Here is a 17,423-nt window from a genome sequence, read left to right as displayed (position 1 = left end):
ACCCCAGCGTCCGACCCGCTGGGGCTTTGCGGTATCCGGCGGCACCCCGACGATCGGGCCCATCCCGTAGGGCCGCAGCGGGTAGCGGCCATGGCTGCCTGCTATTACCGGTAGCGCTTGCCACGCTGCCCGTTTTGCTGATTGGATATCCACATGACCACCCTCCTCATCGCAGGCGCCACCGGGCTCGTGGGCCGCATCGTCCTTGCCAAAGCGCTGGACGATCAGCGCATTGGCCATGTCATTGCTCCTACCCGCAGTGCATTGCCGCCCAACCCCAGGCTCACCAACCCCATCGTCGATTACGATGCGCTGCCGCAGGATGCCGACTGGTGGCGCTGCGACGCGGTGATCTGCGCGCTCGGGACCACGCGGGCCAAGGCGGGGTCGGATGCGGCATTCTTCCGAGTCGATCATGACTATCCGCTGGCCGTCGCACAGGCCGCGCGAGCACAAGGCGCACAAGCCTTTGCGCTGGTGTCCGCGATCGGCGCGGATGCAGGCTCGCGGCTGCTGTACAACCGCACCAAGGGCGAGGTCGAGGCCAGCATCGCCGCGCTCGATTTTCCCAGCTACACGATCGTGCGCCCCGGCCTGATCGGCGGAGACCGCGACGAGTTCCGGCCAGCAGAGCGCGTGTCCGAGGCGATCCTGCGCGTGTTCGGCCCGGTGCTCCCGCGTGGCTGGCGGATCAGCCCGGCCGAGAATATCGCCAGCGCGCTGATCGAGGCAGCGGTGGCCGCACCACCGGGGCGCCACGTCATCTCCGCAGACCGCCTCGCCTGACTTACTGCTTGGGCACGCCCGCCTTGTCGCGGATGGCCTTGAATTCGGACCCTGCCTTCCATTGCGGCCAGCGGCTGGAGTTGGCGAGCTCCGCACCGATCACGCCGATCAGCTCGATATCCTGCACCGCGCCGTCGAGGTTCCAGTCAGGCCCCCAGGCATCGCACGCCTGGTGATAGCACTGGCCGGTATAGGCATCGATCCACGCCTGCCCCGCGGCCGCCCCGCCCTGCTTGAGGTTCGCCGCGCCCGCAATCCCCATCAGCAGCATCACCGGGACGCCGCGCTTGGCGAACGAGAAATGGTCGGCGCGATAGAACAGCCCGCGCTCGGGAAGGCTCTCGGGCGTCACGGTGCGGCCCTGGGTCGCGGCAACCCGCGCCATGTCGTCCTCCAGCGTGTTCTGTCCCCGCCCGACGAGCACGACATCGCTCGCAGCGCCTGCGGTCTGCAGGATGTCGAGCCCCAGATTGGCGACGGTCTTGTCCATCGGGAACAGCGGATTGGCGGCATAATATTCGGAGCCCAGCAGCCCGCGCTCTTCCGCCGTCCACGCGCCGAAGACGACGCTGCGCTGCGGGGCGGGTCCGGCCTTCATCGCGCGCGCAATCTCGAACATGCCGGCGATGCCCAGCGCATCGTCATTGGCCCCGGCGCGATAGATGCGACCTTCAGCATCGGGCTTGCCCGCGCCATAGGCATCCCAGTGCGCGCCATACATCACGATCTCGTCGGGTCGCGTGGTGCCGGGGATCCTGGCCAGCACGTTGTGGCTGTCGACGACCTCCGGAGTCACCGGAATATCCGCGCCCAGGGTCACGCCCTTAAGCTCGACCGGACGAAAGCCCGGCGCGCGCGCGGCGACTTCGAGCTTCGCCAGATCCAGCCCCGCAGCCGCAAACAGCCTTGCCGACATCTCCGCCGACAGCCAGCCCTGCAGCTTCAGGCTGGTCAGTTGCTCGGCCGGGCGGACGATGTCGTAATTCTCGCCGCCCGGGCTGATCACGACGTTCCAGCCATAGCCGACACCTGCAGCATTGTGGACGATCAGCGCGGCAACCGCGCCCTGGCGCGCGGCTTCCTCGAACTTGTAGGTCCAGCGGCCATAATAGGTCATCGTCCGGTCGCCGAACTTGCCTGCGGCAGGCTCGCCAGGCTTGGCGGCGAAATCGGGATCGTTGATCAGGAACACCGCGACCTTGCCCTTGAGATCGGCACCCTTGAAATCGTCCCAGCCGCGCTCGGGCGCCTTCACGCCATAGCCGACGAACACGACAGGCGCGTCGGCGATGCGCGCGGCATCGTCCGGGCGGATGGTGGAGAGATAGATGTCCTGCGCCAGCACCGGATCGATCGCGCCCTTGGGGCTCGCAAAGCCGAGCCTTTCAGGCGTGCCCAGCCGGGTGTGGAGCAATGGCACCTTTTGCAGCCAACCGCCATCGGTCCCTGCAGGCTCGAGCCCCAGCGCCTCGAACCGCGCGATCAGATAGCCGAGCGTCCGCTCCTCTCCGCGCGTTCCGGGCGCGCGGCCCTCGAACACATCGGAGGCGAGCGTGCGCACAGTCTCGGTCAGCCGGTCGGGATCGACCGTCATCGCCGGCTGCGCAAGGACGCTGGTGAAGGGGACGGCGCACAAAGCTGCGGCGAGAACAAGGGTACGGGTCAACATGCTGCGGGTTATAGGGCAGCTTGGGATCAGGGCAAGGCTATGGCATGTCGAGATGTCCGCCCTATATGCTTGGGATGACCGCACCCCTTGCCCATCCGATCCCGAGCGACGCCGATGCAGCGGCGGTGACCGTGTGGTTCGATGGCGCCTGCCCCCTGTGCCTGCGCGAGATCGCGCTGATGCGGCGGCTGGACCGGCGCGGGGCAATTGCCTTTGTCGATGTGGCATCGCCCGAGGCCGTCTGCCCGATCGATCAGCGCGAACTGCTCGCCCGGTTCCACGCGCGCGAAAACGGCGTGCTGCTATCTGGCGCAGCGGCGTTTGCCGCGATGTGGCGCGCGATCCCGGTGCTCAAACCGCTGGGAGTGGCTGCGCGCAATCCGGTGATCCTCAAGGGGCTCGAATGGCTGTATCTGCGGTTTCTGGTGGTGCGGCCACGGCTGCAAAGGCTGCTCGCCAGGCGATGAGAGAGCCACCGCTGTTCCCGCCGACCCGCACCGCCGGGCTCGACCGGCTGGCTGCCTTCGTGCCGCACGCCGGGGCCGATTATGCGATGGGTCGCAACACCGACCCCGGCCCGGACGCCCCTGCGGCGGTCTCCCGGCTGTCGCCCTATCTGCGCTACCGGTTGCTGATCGAGCAGGAGACCGCAAGCGCAGTGCTGGCGGAGCATTCGCTGCACGCTTGCGAGAAATACGTGCAGGAGGTGCTTTGGCGCACCTACTGGAAGGGCTGGCTCGAGATGCGGCCGCAGGTGTGGGCTAGGTTTGTGGCCGAGCGCGACCGGCAGCGCGAGGCATTCCGTGACACCCGCGCGATCGCGGACGCCGAAGCGGGACGCACCGGCATCGAGGGTTTCGACGACTGGGCGCGAGAGCTCGTCGCCACCGGATATCTGCACAACCATGCGCGGATGTGGTTCGCCTCGATCTGGATTTTCACGCTGAGGCTGCCCTGGGCGCTGGGCGCGGACTTCTTCCTGCGGCATCTGATCGATGCGGATGCGGCGAGCAACACCCTGTCGTGGCGCTGGGTCGCGGGGCTGCAGACAGCGGGCAAGACCTATCTTGCCACCGCCGACAATATCGCGCGCTACACCAACGGCCGCTTTGCACCCAAGGGGCTGGCAGAGCAGGCTGAACCGCTGAGCGAGGCTGCTATGGAGCCCGCGCAGCCGATGCCGCAGCTGGCGCCCCTCAACCCGCGCACGCCTGCGCTGCTGCTGGTGACGCCGGAGGATATGCACCCGGAATCGGCCTTGCCGCGCGATGCCGACTGGCGTGCTGCGCTGATCGTCAACGATGCCAGCCTGTTGTGGGGCGATGGCGCGCGCGAATTCGTGCGCGCTGCATCCGCCGATGCGGGCATGCGGGTAACCGACCATTTCGGGTGCAGCGCCAATCCGGCCGCCCGGCTGGATGCCGCCACGCTGATCGGAGCGGCACATGGCTCGGGCGCGCAACAGGTCGTCACGGCCTTTGCGCCGGTGGGGCCGGTCGCCGACGCGCTCACGCAGGCAGCACCAGTGCTCGCCGCCAAAGGCATTCCGCTGGTGCAGGTCCGCCGCGAATGGGACGACATCTTCTGGCCGCACGCCAGGAAAGGGTTCTTCCCATTCAAGCAGCAGATGCCGCGGCTGCTGGCCGAGATCGGGATGCCCGGCCGCTAGTCAGATCCCCAGCGCGGTTTTCCAATGCTTGAGCCGGGTATCGCGCGCTTGCGCCTCCATCTGGGGTTCGAACACCTGGGTGCTCGAAACCATGACCTTGGCATCCTCGAGCGAAGCATAATGCCCTGCGCCCACCGCCGCGAGGATCGCGGCACCACGCGCGGTTGTCTCGACATCGGCGGGGCGCTCGCACGGGATTGCCAGCACATCGGCGATATCCTGCGCCAGCCAGTCGTTGGCGCTCATGCCGCCATCCAGCCGCAGCACCGACCAGCCCGCGCCATCGGCAGCAAAGGCGCGCGCCAGATCGTGGAACACATTGGCGACCGATTCGAGCGAAGCGCGGATGATGTGCGCGCGCGTGGTCGCGAACGACAGTCCGGTGATGCTGCCACGCGCATCGGGCAGCCAGTAGGGCGCTCCGAGGCCTGACAGCGCAGGAACCACGACCACGCCGCCGCTATCGGGCACCGACCGGGCCAGCGCCTCGCTTTCGGCAGCATTGCCCAGCATGCCGATGCTGTCGCGCAGCCATTTGACCAGGCTTCCGGCGACGAAAACCGATCCCTCGAGTGCAAACGTCCGCGTGCCACCGACTTCGCACAGCACCGTGCCGAGCAGCCGGTGCTCGGACTTCGGCGGGGTCTGGCCCATGTTGGCGAGCACGAACGCGCCAGTGCCCAAGGTCGCCTTGGTCTGGCCGTGCGCGAAGCAGCCCTGGCCGATGGTCGCGGCCTGCTGGTCGCCGGCAAGCCCGGTGATCGGGATCGCCGCTCCCAGCAGTTCAGGTTTCGTCGTCCCGAATACGCCGGCACTCGGCACGATCTCGGGCAGTGCGGCGCCCGGGACGCCGAACAGGTCGCACAGTCCCTCGTCCCAGGAGCTGGCGGTCAGCGGGAACAGCGAGGTGCGGCTGGCATTGGAGACATCGGTAATGTGCAGCCCGCCGGTGAGGTTCCACACCAGCCAGCTTTCGACCGTGCCAAACGCCAGCCGGTCGCCCAAAGTCGCGGCGCCTTCGACGTTCTTGAGCACCCACGCCATCTTGGTGGCCGAGAAATACGGGTCGAGCAGCAACCCGGTGGCGGTCTGGATCGCAGGCTCGTGCCCCGCATCGCGCAAGCTGCGACACTGCGCTTCGGTGCGGCGGTCCTGCCAGACGATCGCGCGGCACAAGGGCTTGCCGGTGCTGCGGTCCCACGCCACCACGGTCTCGCGCTGGTTGGTGACGCCGATCGCCTCGATCGTTTCTGCACCCCCTGCCCGCTCGACCATCGCCCGCGCGCACTGCAGCGTCTTGTCCCAAATCTCGGCAGCGTCGTGCTCGACCAGGCCCGGCGCGGGATAATGCTGGGTGATGTCCTGCTGCGACGTCGCGATCATGTCACCGGTCAGCGAATACAGGATCGCGCGCGTCGACGTGGTGCCTTCGTCGAGCACCAGCAGGAAACGGTTGTCAGTCATGCTTCAGGCCCCATCCCCGGTTGTTTTATCGTTGCGCGCCCGGTTCCGCGATTTCCAGCAGATCGTCAATGTCGGCGACCGCAAGGCCGAACCGCGCCACCAGATCGGCAATGTCGGCAGGCCGGGCCATTTCGCCATCGTCGCGCATGATCGCGCAGATCACCGCCGCATCGCCGACACCAGCGCGCTGGCACAGATCGACCGCGGCTTCAGCGGCTGCGGCGCGTTCCCGCACCCCGCCCGGCGCGGTGATCAGCGGAAAGACATGCCCGGGCGAGACGATGTGTTCGGAGGTCGCATCAGGCTGGATCGCGACCTTGACGGTCTGCGCGCGGTCGGCAGCGGAGATGCCGGTGGTGACGCCTTCTGCGGCCTCGATCGACCGGCCCAGCGGCCTGCCCGACTGGCGCTCGGTGCTGGGGTTCATCAGGCTGATCCCCAGTTGCTCGGCGCGGTCCTGCCGCATCGCGAGGCAGATCAGGCCGCGGCCATGGGTGGCGAGGAAGTTGATCGCATCGGCGCTGGCGTGATGGGCTGCGACGCAGAAATCCATGTCGCCGCGGCGGAAGCGATCGCCGGTGACAATGATCACCTCGCCCCGGGCCAGCGCGTCCAGCGCAGGTTGCACCCCGCTCATGCGCCAGCCTTTGCCATCGCCGAGAGGCTCATCGCACCGTGTACCACCTGCTGGCCGACCAGCTCGAGCTGCAGCCGCGCGCGGTCGTCAAGGCATTCGCCATCGACCGAGAACAGCCCGGGAAAGGTGCGGATCGTCGCCCCCATCGGGGTCGGCCAGCCGCGCAGCGCGTGGACGATGCTGCGCAGCGTCTGCATCGTACTCATCGTCGCCTGGTCGCCATAAGCGGTCGCGATCAGCCCGACCGCGCGGCCATCGAGATAGGGCCGGCTGTCCTTGGACAGGTCCTCGAGATAATCGAGCGCATTCTTGACCAGTCCGGAGATCGTGCCGTGATAGCCGGGCGCTGCGAGTAGCAGGCCATCGGCGTGGCGGACGGCCTCGACCAGTTCACTGCCCTCCGCGCCCGCGTGCGCGGAGCTGCGGTAATGCGGCAGCGCGGCGAGATAGGCTCCGTCGAAAAGCTGCACTTCGGCGCCGTGCGCCGCCGCGCTCGCCATCGCGGTGCGCAGCGTGAGCTCGGTGGTGCTGCCGGCGGAGACGGTGCCGCCGATGGCGACGATACGCGGTGTCATGACATGGTTTCCTTGGTGAAGAAGCTGCGCAGATTGTCCTGCTCGGTTGCTGAGAGGCGCAGGCCCAGCTTTGTGCGCCGCCACAGCACGTCATCGGCCTCGCGCGCCCATTCGTTGGCGATCAGATAGCGCACTTCGCGTGTCGTGAGGCCGTAGCCGAAATGCTCGCCACAGTCTGCCAGGCTGGTCGCATCGCCCAGCACCGTGGTGGCCAGCGTTCCATAAGAGCGGATCAGGCGGTCGGCCCATTTTGCTTCCAGGAACGGGTAGCGCGCGCGCAGATTGGTGATCTGCCGGTTGACATCGTCCACCCCGAAATCGCCGCCAGGCAGCGGCCTCGTGTCGGTCCAGTGCGCACCTGCAAGCGCCGGGATACGCTCGGCCATGCGGTCGACCGCCTCCTGCGCCAGCGTGCGGAAAGTGGTGATCTTGCCGCCGAACACCGAGAGGATCGGCGCGCCTTCCTGGGGCTCGCTGACGTCGAAGCGATAGCCTCGCGTCGCGGCTTCGGGCTTGCCCGATCCGTCGTCGACCAAAGGCCGCACACCCGAATAGCTCCACACGACCTGCGATGGCGTCACGGGCTTGGCGAAGAACCGGCTCGCGCCCTCGCACAGATAGGCGATTTCCTCGTCGCTGGCGACGATAGGTTCGCCGGGTGTGTGATCGCGGTCGGTGGTGCCGATCAGCGTGAAGTCCTGCTCATAGGGGATCGCAAAGAAGATGCGGCCATCGGGCAGCTGGAAGAAATAGGGGAACGGGTGATCGAACAGCCTGGGCACCACGATGTGCGACCCGCGCACCAGGCGGATCGACTGTTTGGGCGTCTCGCCACTCCGGCCCAGGATGCCGAGCACCGAAGGCCCGGCGGCATTGATCACCGAGCGTGCGGTGAAGCTGCCCTTCGCCGTCTCGACGCGCCACAGGGCGCCTTCGCGCTCGAGCTTGTTCACCGGGCAGCGGGTGTGCACCTCGGCGCCATGATCCGCCGCGTCGCGCGCGTTCAACACCACCAGCCGGGCATCATCGACCCAGCCGTCCGAATAGACGAAGCCGTGCTTGAATTCAGGCTTGAGCGGTGCTCCCGCCGGATGCCGGTCGAGCCGGATCGTCTCGGTGGCAAGCAGCAGCTTGCGCATCCCCAGATGGTCATAGAGGAACAGCCCGAGCCTGAGCAGCCAGCGCGGACGCAGACCCTTCACCCAGGGCAGCACGAAGCGCATCGGCCAGATGATGTGCGGCGCGATTTTCCAGAGCTTTTCGCGCTCACCCAGCGCCTCGCGCACCAGCGCGAACTCGTAATGCTCGAGATAGCGCAAGCCCCCGTGGATCAGCTTGCTCGAGTTGGACGAGGTGCCGCTGGCAAGATCCTGCGCCTCGAGCAGCAGCACCTTCGCGCCGCGCCCGGCGGCATCGCGCGCGATGCCGGTGCCGTTGACGCCACCCCCGATGACGGCGACGTCGAAGATCGCAGGTTCGCCGGGCAAGCCTTGCTCCATCAGATGTTCAGCGGGCCATGCTGGATATGCGGCAGCACGTAACGCGCGAACATATCGGCTTCCTGCATGTGCGGATAGCCCGAGAGGATGAACGCCTCGATGCCCTCGGCCTGATAGGCGCGCAGCTTGGCGAGCACCTGATCAGGGGTGCCGACGATCGCCGCCCCGCAGCCAGAGCGCGCCCGGCCGATCCCGGTCCACAGGTTCTCCTCGACGAAACCATCGCCATCGGCCGCGCCGCGCAGCTCCTGCTGACGCTGGACGCCGAAGTTCTTGGCATCGAGCGACTGTTCGCGGATCGCCCTGCCCGCCTCGTCGTCGAGCTTGGACAGCAGCCGGTCGGCATAAGCGCGCGCCTCGTCCTCGGTCTCGCGGACTATGACATGCGCGCGATAGCCGAACTTGAGCGTGCGGCCATAACGCGCGGCGCGCGCGGTGAGATCTGCGATGTTTTCGCGGACCTTGTCCATCGTGTCGGGCCACATCAGATAGACGTCCGATGCTTCCGCAGCGCACTCGCGCGCATCATGGCTGAGGCCGCCGAAATAGAAGGCGGGGCACTTGCCCGAGATCGTGCCGATCCGCGGGGGATCGAGCTCGAGCTGGTAGAACTCGCCCTGGAAATCGAGATGCTCGCCGTTGAGCAGCGTCTTGACGATCTTCATGATCTCGGTCGCGCGGGCATAGCGCGGACCGGACTCGATCTTCTCGCCGGGCATATCGGACGAAATGATGTTGACGTTGAGCCGTCCGCCAGTGCCTGCGGCATTGGGGCCGAGGATGCGGTCCAGGGTCGCGATGCGACGCGCCAACTGCGGCGGCCAGTCCTCGCCCATCCGCGTCGCCCAGAGCAATTTGATGCGGCGGACCTGGGTGGCGACAGCTGCGGCAAACGCCGTGGTGTCCAGCCCCAATGCATAGCCCGATGGCAGCAGGATGTTGTCGAACCCGCCCTCTTCAGCGCGCAGCACGATGTTGCGGCAGTGCTCCCAGCTTGATTTGAGATACGGGTCGGGCACGCCGAGGAATTCATAGTCATCGTCGCACAGCGCCGAAAACCAGGAAATCTCGCAATTCTGTTCAGTCATGATGACTCTCCTTGCAGAAACTTGTGTTCTGTCGACGGGGCCAGCCCGTCGTCGCGATATTCATGCTGCCACGGCGCAGGCGCGCACGCGGCCGATCGGTGCGCGCCTCAGGGCAGCGGGACACCGCGCGCGGCGACGAGCACCGCGTACCAGTCCTGCCGCGTCCAGCGCACCTTGAGCGCCTGTGCGCCCTCGGCGATGCGGCCCGGCTGCTGCGACCCGATGATCGGGACGATCCCCGCCGGATGCGCCATCAGCCAGGAATAAGCCGCGACGGTGCGCGAGACGCCCTGCGCCCCGGCCACCGCATCGAGCGCTGCTGCAACCGCGATATCCTGTGGGGTTTCAGGCGAGGCAAGACGGCCACCACCCAGCGGCGACCATGCCATCGGGGTGAGGCCGAGCATCATCGCCTGGTCGAGTTCGCCATTCTCGAAGCAATCGATCCGCAGCGGGCTGATCTCGGGCTGGGTGGTGACCAGCTTTTCGGCGAGGAAATGATCGAGCGCGGCGATCTGGTGGACGGTGAAGTTCGACACGCCGATGGTGCGGATCTTGCCCGACGAGACCGCGTCATCGAGCACGCGCGCGGTTTCCTGCGGGTGCGCGAGGATGTCGGGACGGTGGATCTGCCACAGATCGACCATGTCAACCTTGAGGCGGCGCAGCGAATCGTCGATCGCCTTGCGCAGATAGTCGCCGCTCTGGTCGTATGGCAGCGGCGGCAGGATGCCGCCCTTGGTGGCGAGCACCATGCGGTCGCGCAGGCCGGGCTCCGCTGCGATCACCTCGCCCAGCAGCGCCTCGGCATCGCCGAAACCGCCCGAGCCGTTGAAGCCATAAATGTCGGCGGTGTCGAGGAAATTGATACCGGCGTCGAGCGCGGCGTGCACCAGCGTCGTAGCCTCGGCAACGCTGCGGCCATTGTCGGCAAGCCGCCACATGCCCCACGCAATCGGGGACACCGCGATATCGCTGCGCCCAAGCGGACGGAAGGCAGGAGGCATTGGCAATTCACTCATGAAAAAGTCCTGTCAGGGGGCGCAACCGAGGCGCGTTCGATTAGGGTGTGGGGAAGGCGGCGATGCGAGATATCGCCGCCGGCAATCAGGATCTCGGTGGCGGTGCGCGCCAGCTCGATCATCGGCTGATGGATGGTGGTGAGCGGCGGCCAGACGGTGCGCGCCAGCGTGGTATCGTCGAAGCCCGCAACCGAAAGCTGCGCGGGCACGACCATTCCGCGATCATGCGCGACGGCAAGCACGCCCGCGGCCATGTCGTCGTTCGAGGCGAAGATCGCGCTGGGCCGCTGCGGTAGATCGAGCAGCATCCGCCCGCCGCGTACGCCCGAATCGAAATCGAACTCGCCATCGCACACCAGCACCGGATCGTACGGCAACCCCGCCCGGTCGAGTGCGCGGCGATAGCCGAAAAGCCGGTCGTCGGAGGCCATGTGATTGTGGTGGCCCTTGATGAAGCCGATGCGGCGGTGCCCGGCGTTGATCAGATGGGTGGTCATGTCATCGGCGGCCTGGGCATCGTCCATGAACACCGAACTCGTCAGCGCGTGATTGGTGCCGGGCGAAATCCGCACGAAGGGCACATCGAGCGCCTCGAGCGCGCGCAGCACCGGGTCGCAATCGGTCACCGGCGACGACAGGATGATGCCATCGACATGCGTTTCGGTGACGAGGCCCCGCACCTGCTCGCCGACATCGGGATCGGCGACATCGACCGGCTGGGCGAGCAGCCGGATATGGTTGGCGCGGCAGAAGTCCCAGCAGCCGGTCTGGATCTGGAACATGTAATAGGGGCTGTGGTTGTCGTAGATCAGCGCGATCTGGTTCGACTTGCCGCCCGACAATATGCGAGCGGCGACGCTGGGGCGGAAATCGAGCGCGCGCATCGCGTCCTCGACCCGGGTGCGGGTCTCGGTGCTGACATAGGGGTGGCCGTTGAGCACCCGGCTGACGGTCTTGACCGCAACCCCTGCCCGCGCCGCCACGTCCTTGATGTTGGCTCGCTCGCTCATTCCTCCAGCACCCCTTTCAGCCCCGCGAACAGCGCGGCAAAGTCGCTGTCCGGGCGGTAAAACACCGGTGGCTGACCGATCGGAGCAGGGATGTCGTGAACCCCGGGGGCGAAGTCCTCGCCCGTCCAGACATGCCGCCAGGGCCGTTCGCCCGGAAGGATGACCTGGCGCTGCAACGCCCCCTGCTCGATCACTGGTGCCACCAGCAGGTCGGCACCGTAGAGAAACTGATCCTGCACCGTAAAGAGTGCAGCATCATTGGGGTAATGCAGGAACAAGGGCCGCTGTGCAGGGAGCCCGGCCTCGCTGGCCTCGGCGCACAGCTGGCGGACATAAGGAGCAAGGTGCGCGTGCACCTGGCTCCAGCGCGCAAAGCAGGCGAGCAATTCGGCATTGCTGTCATATTGCAGATTGTCGTCGGGGCGGTTGCCCTCGTGGCTGCGCATCACCGGCGCGAAGGCCGAAAGTTCGCACCAGCGCTGCATCAGCTCTTCGCTGCGCACATTGCCGTGCAGCGAGGTGTAGCCGCCGCAGTCCGAATGGCTGTAGGCGTTGCCCACCAGCCCTGCGGACAGCGCGCCGGTGATCACCGTGCCGATGCCGTCATGCCGGGTGAAATCGACTGACTGGTCACCCGCCCAGAGCAACGGGCAGTGTGCCTGCACGCCCGAAAAGCCTGCGCGCATGAAGAACACCGCATCGCCGGTGCGTCCCCGGCTTTCGACCGCACGCGCGTTGACCTCGGCCCACAACACCGGCCACAGATTGTGCGCTTCCATCGGGTCGGAACCGTCGGCAAGCCTGAGGTCGGTGGGCAGATACTCACCGAAATCGGCCATCCAGCCATCGATCCCGATATCGAGCATCTCGCGGCCCAGCACGCGTTCGGCGAACCAGGCGCGCGTCTGCTCGCTGGTGAAATCGACAACGCCGCAATCGAACTCGCCGAAATCGACAAGGTGGACGTCATCGCTTTCGCGCTGCAGGCAGAAATGGCCGCCCGCGCGGCCCTCCTCGTAGAGATCGCCATCGACCGCGATGTAGGGGTTTGCATAAGCCATGAAGCGGATGCCGCGTGCATGGAGATCAGCGATGCGCGCCTTGAGATCGGGATAACGCTCTTCGCTGCGCGCGCCGCTGTGCCAGTCCCAGAACAGGCGGCGTCCGAAGGTCGTTTCGCGGACCCCTGCCCAGTCCTCGCACCACACAGCGGAAACCGCAGCGCCAGCCTCGATGAACCGCTCGAGCCTCTCGAAGCTCGACGCGCCAGACTTCAGCCCGACGATCGCGCCGCCGATCGCCCAGTCGGGCAATTGCGGCTGCCGCCCGAAGCGCGTGGAAAGCTGCGCGACCAGGCCTGTCGGGCCGGTGTCGGCGAAAATCTCGAACGTCGCCGCGCCGCTCCACACATCGACCGCATGGATTGCAGGATGGGTGAAATCGAGCACGCTGTAGCAGCTGGCATCGAGATGCACCGCCAGCCAGCGCGAGGTGAGGAAGGTCGGCTGCGGATAATTGGTGTTCCAGTAATCGCCGCCCGCCATGCCGTCGGCGTCCATGATGCGCGTGAGCTCGGTCGACTTGTCGCGGCCGACACCGGGCTCGCTGGTCCAGATCGGGAAGGCGCGGCCGTTCAGCGCCAGATAGCTCATCTGCTCGCCGCCGCCCCAGACGGTCTCGCCGGGCTCGGCGTGAAAATTGACGCGCAGCCGGTCATAGCCCTGGATCAGCGCGCGCAGCTTGAGCATGCTCCCGGCCAGCTCGATCCGCACAACGGGCACATCGCCGTCGAGCAGTTCGACGCCCTGATAGCAGGTGCGCCAACCCGCAGGTGCAATGGCACCTTCAGGAGAATCGGAAATGCGGAAATTGCCGCGAATCATCAGGATATCGGGGTTGCCCCGCGCCATGACCACCGCAGGACAGGATTGGCGGTGACGCAACACCACATGATCCCCGAAGCGGAGATCGAACCCGTCATTTCCGGCGTCCAGCCGCAGTTTCAAGCTATTATCCTCACCCCGCAGCCGGGACTGTGGCAGATTGGCCGCAGCCTCCGCCCGTTTTTCTGACACCGCTTGACATATCGGGACAGTCATAGCAGATCAAGGGGCAATCGCGGCGACCATATCAAGGGGCGGCAAGCCCCCGCTACGACCGCATTCTCGCAGGGAGAGGTTACACATGACGTTCACCAAGTACCCGTCCGCACGCGCCCTGGCGCTGTCCGCCACCGCGCTGTCGCTTGGCTTTGCCACCCCCGCTTTCGCGCAGGATGCCGCGCAGGAAGACACCGGCGGGATCGCCGAAATCGTCGTGACCGCGCAGAAGGTCGCAGAGAACGTGCAGGATGTGCCGATCTCGATCACCGCGATCACCGCTGACCGGCTCGAAGCCACCGGCGTCACCAGCCTGGAAGGGCTGACCCAGCTCGTTCCTTCGGTTACCTTCCGCAAGGGCACCACCAGCGCCAACAGCGCCATCGTGATGCGCGGCGTCGGCACCATCACCTTCTCGGTCGCAGCCGAACCCAGCGTCTCGACCGTGGTCGATGGCGTGGTGCTCAGCCGTTCGGGTCAGGCGTTCATGGATCTGGTCGACGCCGAGCGGCTTGAAGTGCTGCGCGGCCCCCAGGGCACGCTGTTCGGCAAGAACGCGTCGGCCGGCCTCGTCAACATCATCTCCAAGGGCGGCACCGACACTTTGCAGGCCGAAGCGCGCGCCGAACTGTTCGAGGGCCAGGAGTACCGCCTGCGCGCATCGCTCTCCGGCCCGCTGGGCGAAGGCCTGACCGGCCGCGTGACCGGCTTCTACGGCACCTTCGATGGCAACATCACCAACATCAACGGCGGCCGTCGCAACACCATCAACGGCTATGAGCATTACGGTGCGCGCGCGATCCTCGATTACGACAGCGGCGGTTCGCGCTTCCGCTTCATCGCCGATTATTTCGAAGCGGATGACGATTGCTGTGCCGATGTCACCGGCGTCAGCCGCGGCGCGGTGCTCGATCGCGAGCTCGGCCTGCCCGGCGGCGTGGCGCGCGGCGTCAACCAGCGCTTCGTCAACCACAACCTCGTCACCCGCACCCTCGACCGCCAGTGGAGCCTCACCGCTTCGGGCGATTTCGATGTGCTGACCGACCATGTGCTTAGCGTCGTCGCGGGCTATCGCAACTGGGAGAACACCGAAATCCGCGAGGGTGACTTCCTCCCCCGCGCGCTCGTCGGCACCGGCGAACTGCACGACAATGGCGAAGTGCGCACCGAACAGCTCTCGCTCGAAGTGCGCCTGGCATCGGACCAGTCCAAGCCGTTCTTCTACCAGATCGGCGGCTTCCTGTGGGGTTCGGACAACGAGCAGGACTTCACCCGTCGCAACATCACCTGCAACAGCTCGACGCTGCCGATCGATCCGATCACCGGTGGCCGTCCGTGCAACGTGAACGATCGCACCAACACGCTGTTCCCGACCGCGACCTCGTTCAGCGACGTCAAGTCGCGCAACTACGCGATCTTCGGCCAGGCGACCTATCGCCTGACCGAGCAGCTCGCGCTGATCGGCGGCCTGCGTTACACCTGGGATGAGCTCGACTTCGTGCACACCCGCGCACCGGGCATCAACGCCACCACCGGGCTTCCGGCCACCGGTCCCGGCGTTTCCGGCGCCCCTGCCGGCGGCACGATCGCCACGGGCGGCAACGGCACCAACACTTCGCGTGGCCAGAGCAGCAACGGCAACCTTTCAGGTCGCGCCGCGCTGCAGTTCAAGCCATCCGAAGACGTGATGCTCTACGGCAGCTACACCCGCGGCTACAAGGGCCCGGCGTTCAACGTGTTCTTCAACCACACCGCGCCGACCAACGCGATCCCGATCGACGAGGAAACCTCCGACGCGTTCGAGATCGGCATCAAGTCGCAGTTCCTCGACAACCGCATTCAGGTCAACGCGTCTGCCTTCACCGTCACCTATGACGGCTTCCAGGCGAACAACTTCGTGCTGCTGAACGGGGCGGTCGTCTCGAACCTGACCAACGCCGGATCGGTGAAGAGCGAAGGCTTCGAGATCGATTTGCTCGCAGTGCCGGTCGATGGCTGGACTTTGCGTGCGAGCGGCGCTTATGCCGACGCCACGGTCAAGCGCTTCAACCCCAACCCCGCCACCAACGCTCCGGATGCCCGCAACGGCACCCAGCTGCCGCTGGCACCCAAGTTCACCTGGACGATCGGCACCAGCTACGAGCGCGATCTGGGTCCGGTGAAGGTCTATCTGGACACCGACTTCCGCCACGTCAGCCGCCAGTTCTCCGACCTCGGCGAATCCGGCCCGATCGCGGCCTATGGCATCTGGAACGGCTCGATCGGGTTCTCGGACCCTGAGGACAACTACCGCATCAGCTTCCTGGCGCGCAACATCACCGACAAGGCGTACGCCCTGCTCAACGTCAGCGCCGGCCAGCGCCTGCAGATCCCGCGCGATGCCGATCGCTACTTCGGCGTAAGCTTCCGCGCCCGCCTGCGCTGAGTGGTTCAGGGATAACATAAGCCCTTCGGGCCACAGGGCAAAGAATGGGGCTCCGGGCGCAACGTCCAGAGCCCTTTTTCTTGTCCTTAATCCTCCCCCAGCGTGCTGCTTAGCCGGGGTTTAGAGGGCGAGCGGGCGGTGCCCGATTTCAACGGGGCCTGATCACGTGCAGGTCCCACCATCAAACAGAATTGCGCGCACATTGCGCATCAAATCGGTTGCCACTGGCGGGTCGCGATTGGCCATGATCACTATCGTCGTCTGATCGTCGGGAAACGTCGCCGTCTCGACATTCACCCCCAAAGTTCCGCCATTGTGTCCCATCCATCGGTGCCCGTTGTACGTGCCAACTGCAAAGCCGAGGCCATGAGAAACCGCAGGCCTGCTGGGACTGGCAGGATCCATCGCAATCTGCGTGGAAAGCAGACGATCACGCATGGCGGCGCTGGTCAGCTTTCCGGCCACCAGAGATGCAAAGAAACGCTGCATATCCGCTGCATTGCTATAGGCCCCGCCTGCCGAATTTCCGACCAGTGCGGCTTCCACGGCAGGGCGAAGCGGGCCGGGTGGTGGCATCTGCATTCCATTCGGCCCGCCAGGCATTCCGGGCGGTGGTCCAGGCGGTGGTCCCAGTGGAGGTCCGGGCGGCCCGGCGTGCTGTCCGGGTGCGCCGCCGGGCGGCGGAAGCAGCATTTCAGGCATGTTGGTCATTCCAACGGCGCGTTCGGTGTCGCTGCCGGGCAGCGTGCTGGATGCCGTCATGCCTGATGGCGCAAAGATATGCCGCTGGAGATAGTCTTCATAGCTCTCTCCGCTGACATGCTCGATCATGAGGCCCAGCAGGAGAAAACCAGAGTTTGAATACTGGACGCGCGAGCCGGGCGGAAATTCCGGTCGTTCGCGCACGACCAGAGGCTTCAGATCAGAAAGGCTTCTCGCGGCCTCGAGAGCCGGCAGATTGTCCGGCGTGAAGAAGTTGCCCAGCCCGCTGCTGTGCGTCAGCAACTGCCGGACGGTCACAGCGCCAGCACCGGGCGTCAGGCCATCGACATGGTTCCTGATCGGATCATCCAGGCTGACTTTGCCTGCGTCTACCAACTGGGCCACGGCCACCGCCGTGAACATCTTGCTGGCCGATCCCAGATTGAACCGGGCACCGCTTGCAATGGCGGTGCTTCCGGCCCCGGCCATCAGGCCTTGCGCATAGGATACAGTGCCGCCCGGTCTCGTCACGGCCATGACGCCAGAGAAGGACGAAGGGGCTGCAACGCCCGCCAGGCACGCGCGCAACCCATCGTCGTCCAGTGCTTGTGGGGTGGCGGTGGCACCAGCCCCGGGACAGGCCAGCAGTGCCGTGACGAGCATGGCTGAAATCGGTCGAATCAAACGCACAATTTTGTCTCCCATAGAGGATCACCAGCTTTGACGAGCACCAACTTCAAATTCTATACATGGTCTTGAACTAGGCGAGCTTGATGAT

14 protein-coding genes are annotated in these 17,423 nt (G+C 66.1%); 4 read left to right on the top strand and 10 right to left on the bottom strand.

The genetic code is table 11. The features are described from left to right. The first annotated feature begins 153 nt into the window (after positions 1-153). Positions 154-786: an NAD(P)H-binding protein gene (locus tag BSY18_RS19280; protein ID WP_069051598.1), complete on the top strand. Its 633-nt coding sequence runs from the start codon at positions 154-156 to the stop codon at positions 784-786. A gap of 1 nt (position 787) precedes the next feature. Here BSY18_RS19280 and BSY18_RS19275 read toward each other — a convergent pair whose 3' ends face one another. Further along, positions 788-2,455, bottom strand: coding sequence for a M28 family metallopeptidase (locus BSY18_RS19275; protein WP_069051597.1), 1,668 nt, complete (start codon positions 2,453-2,455; stop codon positions 788-790). A 74-nt stretch (positions 2,456-2,529) separates the two neighbouring features. On the opposite strand from BSY18_RS19275, the gene BSY18_RS19270 reads away from it, so the two are divergent. After that, positions 2,530-2,922 (top strand): thiol-disulfide oxidoreductase DCC family protein, encoded by a 393-nt coding sequence (locus BSY18_RS19270; RefSeq protein ID WP_069052047.1) that lies wholly within the window; start codon positions 2,530-2,532, stop codon positions 2,920-2,922. Next, complete coding sequence (locus BSY18_RS19265) at positions 2,919-4,124, top strand: FAD-binding domain-containing protein (protein WP_069051596.1); 1,206 nt, start codon at positions 2,919-2,921, stop codon at positions 4,122-4,124. The genes BSY18_RS19270 and BSY18_RS19265 overlap by 4 nt, the downstream gene beginning before the upstream one ends. Here the strand turns inward: BSY18_RS19265 and BSY18_RS19260 are convergent, their stop codons facing one another. The 8 genes from BSY18_RS19260 to BSY18_RS19225 form a co-directional block, all read right to left on the bottom strand. After that, complete coding sequence (locus tag BSY18_RS19260; RefSeq protein ID WP_069051595.1) at positions 4,125-5,588, bottom strand: glycerol kinase; 1,464 nt, start codon at positions 5,586-5,588, stop codon at positions 4,125-4,127. A 25-nt stretch (positions 5,589-5,613) separates the two neighbouring features. Next, positions 5,614-6,225, bottom strand: a complete 612-nt coding sequence (locus tag BSY18_RS19255) for a 3,4-dihydroxy-2-butanone-4-phosphate synthase (protein WP_069051594.1) — start codon at positions 6,223-6,225, stop codon at positions 5,614-5,616. After that, on the bottom strand, positions 6,222-6,800 hold the full coding sequence (locus BSY18_RS19250) for an NADPH-dependent FMN reductase (protein ID WP_054133533.1): 579 nt from the start codon (positions 6,798-6,800) through the stop codon (positions 6,222-6,224). Before BSY18_RS19250 ends, BSY18_RS19255 begins: the two co-directional genes overlap by 4 nt. Then, positions 6,797-8,287 carry a glycerol-3-phosphate dehydrogenase gene (locus BSY18_RS19245; RefSeq protein WP_236823418.1) on the bottom strand — a complete coding sequence of 497 codons (1,491 nt, stop codon included), beginning with the start codon at positions 8,285-8,287 and terminating at the stop codon, positions 6,797-6,799. Before BSY18_RS19245 ends, BSY18_RS19250 begins: the two co-directional genes overlap by 4 nt. An 11-nt stretch (positions 8,288-8,298) precedes the next feature. Beyond that, entirely contained in the window at positions 8,299-9,387 is a 1,089-nt protein-coding gene (locus tag BSY18_RS19240; protein WP_054133535.1) for an LLM class flavin-dependent oxidoreductase, read from the bottom strand. 107 nt (positions 9,388-9,494) lie between these two features. Beyond that, on the bottom strand, positions 9,495-10,409 hold the full coding sequence (locus tag BSY18_RS19235; protein ID WP_069051592.1) for an aldo/keto reductase: 915 nt from the start codon (positions 10,407-10,409) through the stop codon (positions 9,495-9,497). Further along, the gene (locus tag BSY18_RS19230) at positions 10,406-11,419 is read right to left on the bottom strand and encodes a LacI family DNA-binding transcriptional regulator (protein WP_054133537.1); all 1,014 of its coding nucleotides are present in this window, start codon (positions 11,417-11,419) and stop codon (positions 10,406-10,408) included. The genes BSY18_RS19235 and BSY18_RS19230 overlap by 4 nt, the downstream gene beginning before the upstream one ends. Further along, positions 11,416-13,425, bottom strand: coding sequence for an alpha-glucosidase (locus BSY18_RS19225; protein ID WP_069051591.1), 2,010 nt, complete (start codon positions 13,423-13,425; stop codon positions 11,416-11,418). The genes BSY18_RS19230 and BSY18_RS19225 overlap by 4 nt, the downstream gene beginning before the upstream one ends. A 178-nt stretch (positions 13,426-13,603) precedes the next feature. Here BSY18_RS19225 and BSY18_RS19220 point away from each other — a divergent pair, with 178 nt between their 5' ends. Continuing rightward, entirely contained in the window at positions 13,604-15,943 is a 2,340-nt protein-coding gene (locus BSY18_RS19220) for a TonB-dependent receptor (RefSeq protein ID WP_069051590.1), read from the top strand. A 162-nt stretch (positions 15,944-16,105) separates the two neighbouring features. Here the strand turns inward: BSY18_RS19220 and BSY18_RS19215 are convergent, their stop codons facing one another. Beyond that, positions 16,106-17,350, bottom strand: coding sequence for a serine hydrolase domain-containing protein (locus BSY18_RS19215; RefSeq protein WP_083231591.1), 1,245 nt, complete (start codon positions 17,348-17,350; stop codon positions 16,106-16,108). Positions 17,351-17,423: the final 73 nt, after the last annotated feature.

Origin of the sequence: Blastomonas sp. RAC04, from assembly GCF_001713435.1 — a bacterium.
Lineage (GTDB): Bacteria > Pseudomonadota > Alphaproteobacteria > Sphingomonadales > Sphingomonadaceae > Blastomonas > Blastomonas fulva.
This window is presented reverse-complemented; position numbering and strand designations above follow the sequence as displayed.

Coding starts and splice junctions, on each gene's coding strand:
- BSY18_RS19280 (WP_069051598.1), top strand. CDS start 154: ATGACCACCCTCCTCATCGCAGGCGCCACCGGGCTCGTGGGCCGCATC.
- BSY18_RS19275 (WP_069051597.1), bottom strand. CDS start 2,455: ATGTTGACCCGTACCCTTGTTCTCGCCGCAGCTTTGTGCGCCGTCCCC.
- BSY18_RS19270 (WP_069052047.1), top strand. CDS start 2,530: ATGACCGCACCCCTTGCCCATCCGATCCCGAGCGACGCCGATGCAGCG.
- BSY18_RS19265 (WP_069051596.1), top strand. CDS start 2,919: ATGAGAGAGCCACCGCTGTTCCCGCCGACCCGCACCGCCGGGCTCGAC.
- BSY18_RS19260 (WP_069051595.1), bottom strand. CDS start 5,588: ATGACTGACAACCGTTTCCTGCTGGTGCTCGACGAAGGCACCACGTCG.
- BSY18_RS19255 (WP_069051594.1), bottom strand. CDS start 6,225: ATGAGCGGGGTGCAACCTGCGCTGGACGCGCTGGCCCGGGGCGAGGTG.
- BSY18_RS19250 (WP_054133533.1), bottom strand. CDS start 6,800: ATGACACCGCGTATCGTCGCCATCGGCGGCACCGTCTCCGCCGGCAGC.
- BSY18_RS19240 (WP_054133535.1), bottom strand. CDS start 9,387: ATGACTGAACAGAATTGCGAGATTTCCTGGTTTTCGGCGCTGTGCGAC.
- BSY18_RS19235 (WP_069051592.1), bottom strand. CDS start 10,409: ATGAGTGAATTGCCAATGCCTCCTGCCTTCCGTCCGCTTGGGCGCAGC.
- BSY18_RS19230 (WP_054133537.1), bottom strand. CDS start 11,419: ATGAGCGAGCGAGCCAACATCAAGGACGTGGCGGCGCGGGCAGGGGTT.
- BSY18_RS19220 (WP_069051590.1), top strand. CDS start 13,604: ATGACGTTCACCAAGTACCCGTCCGCACGCGCCCTGGCGCTGTCCGCC.
- BSY18_RS19215 (WP_083231591.1), bottom strand. CDS start 17,350: ATGGGAGACAAAATTGTGCGTTTGATTCGACCGATTTCAGCCATGCTC.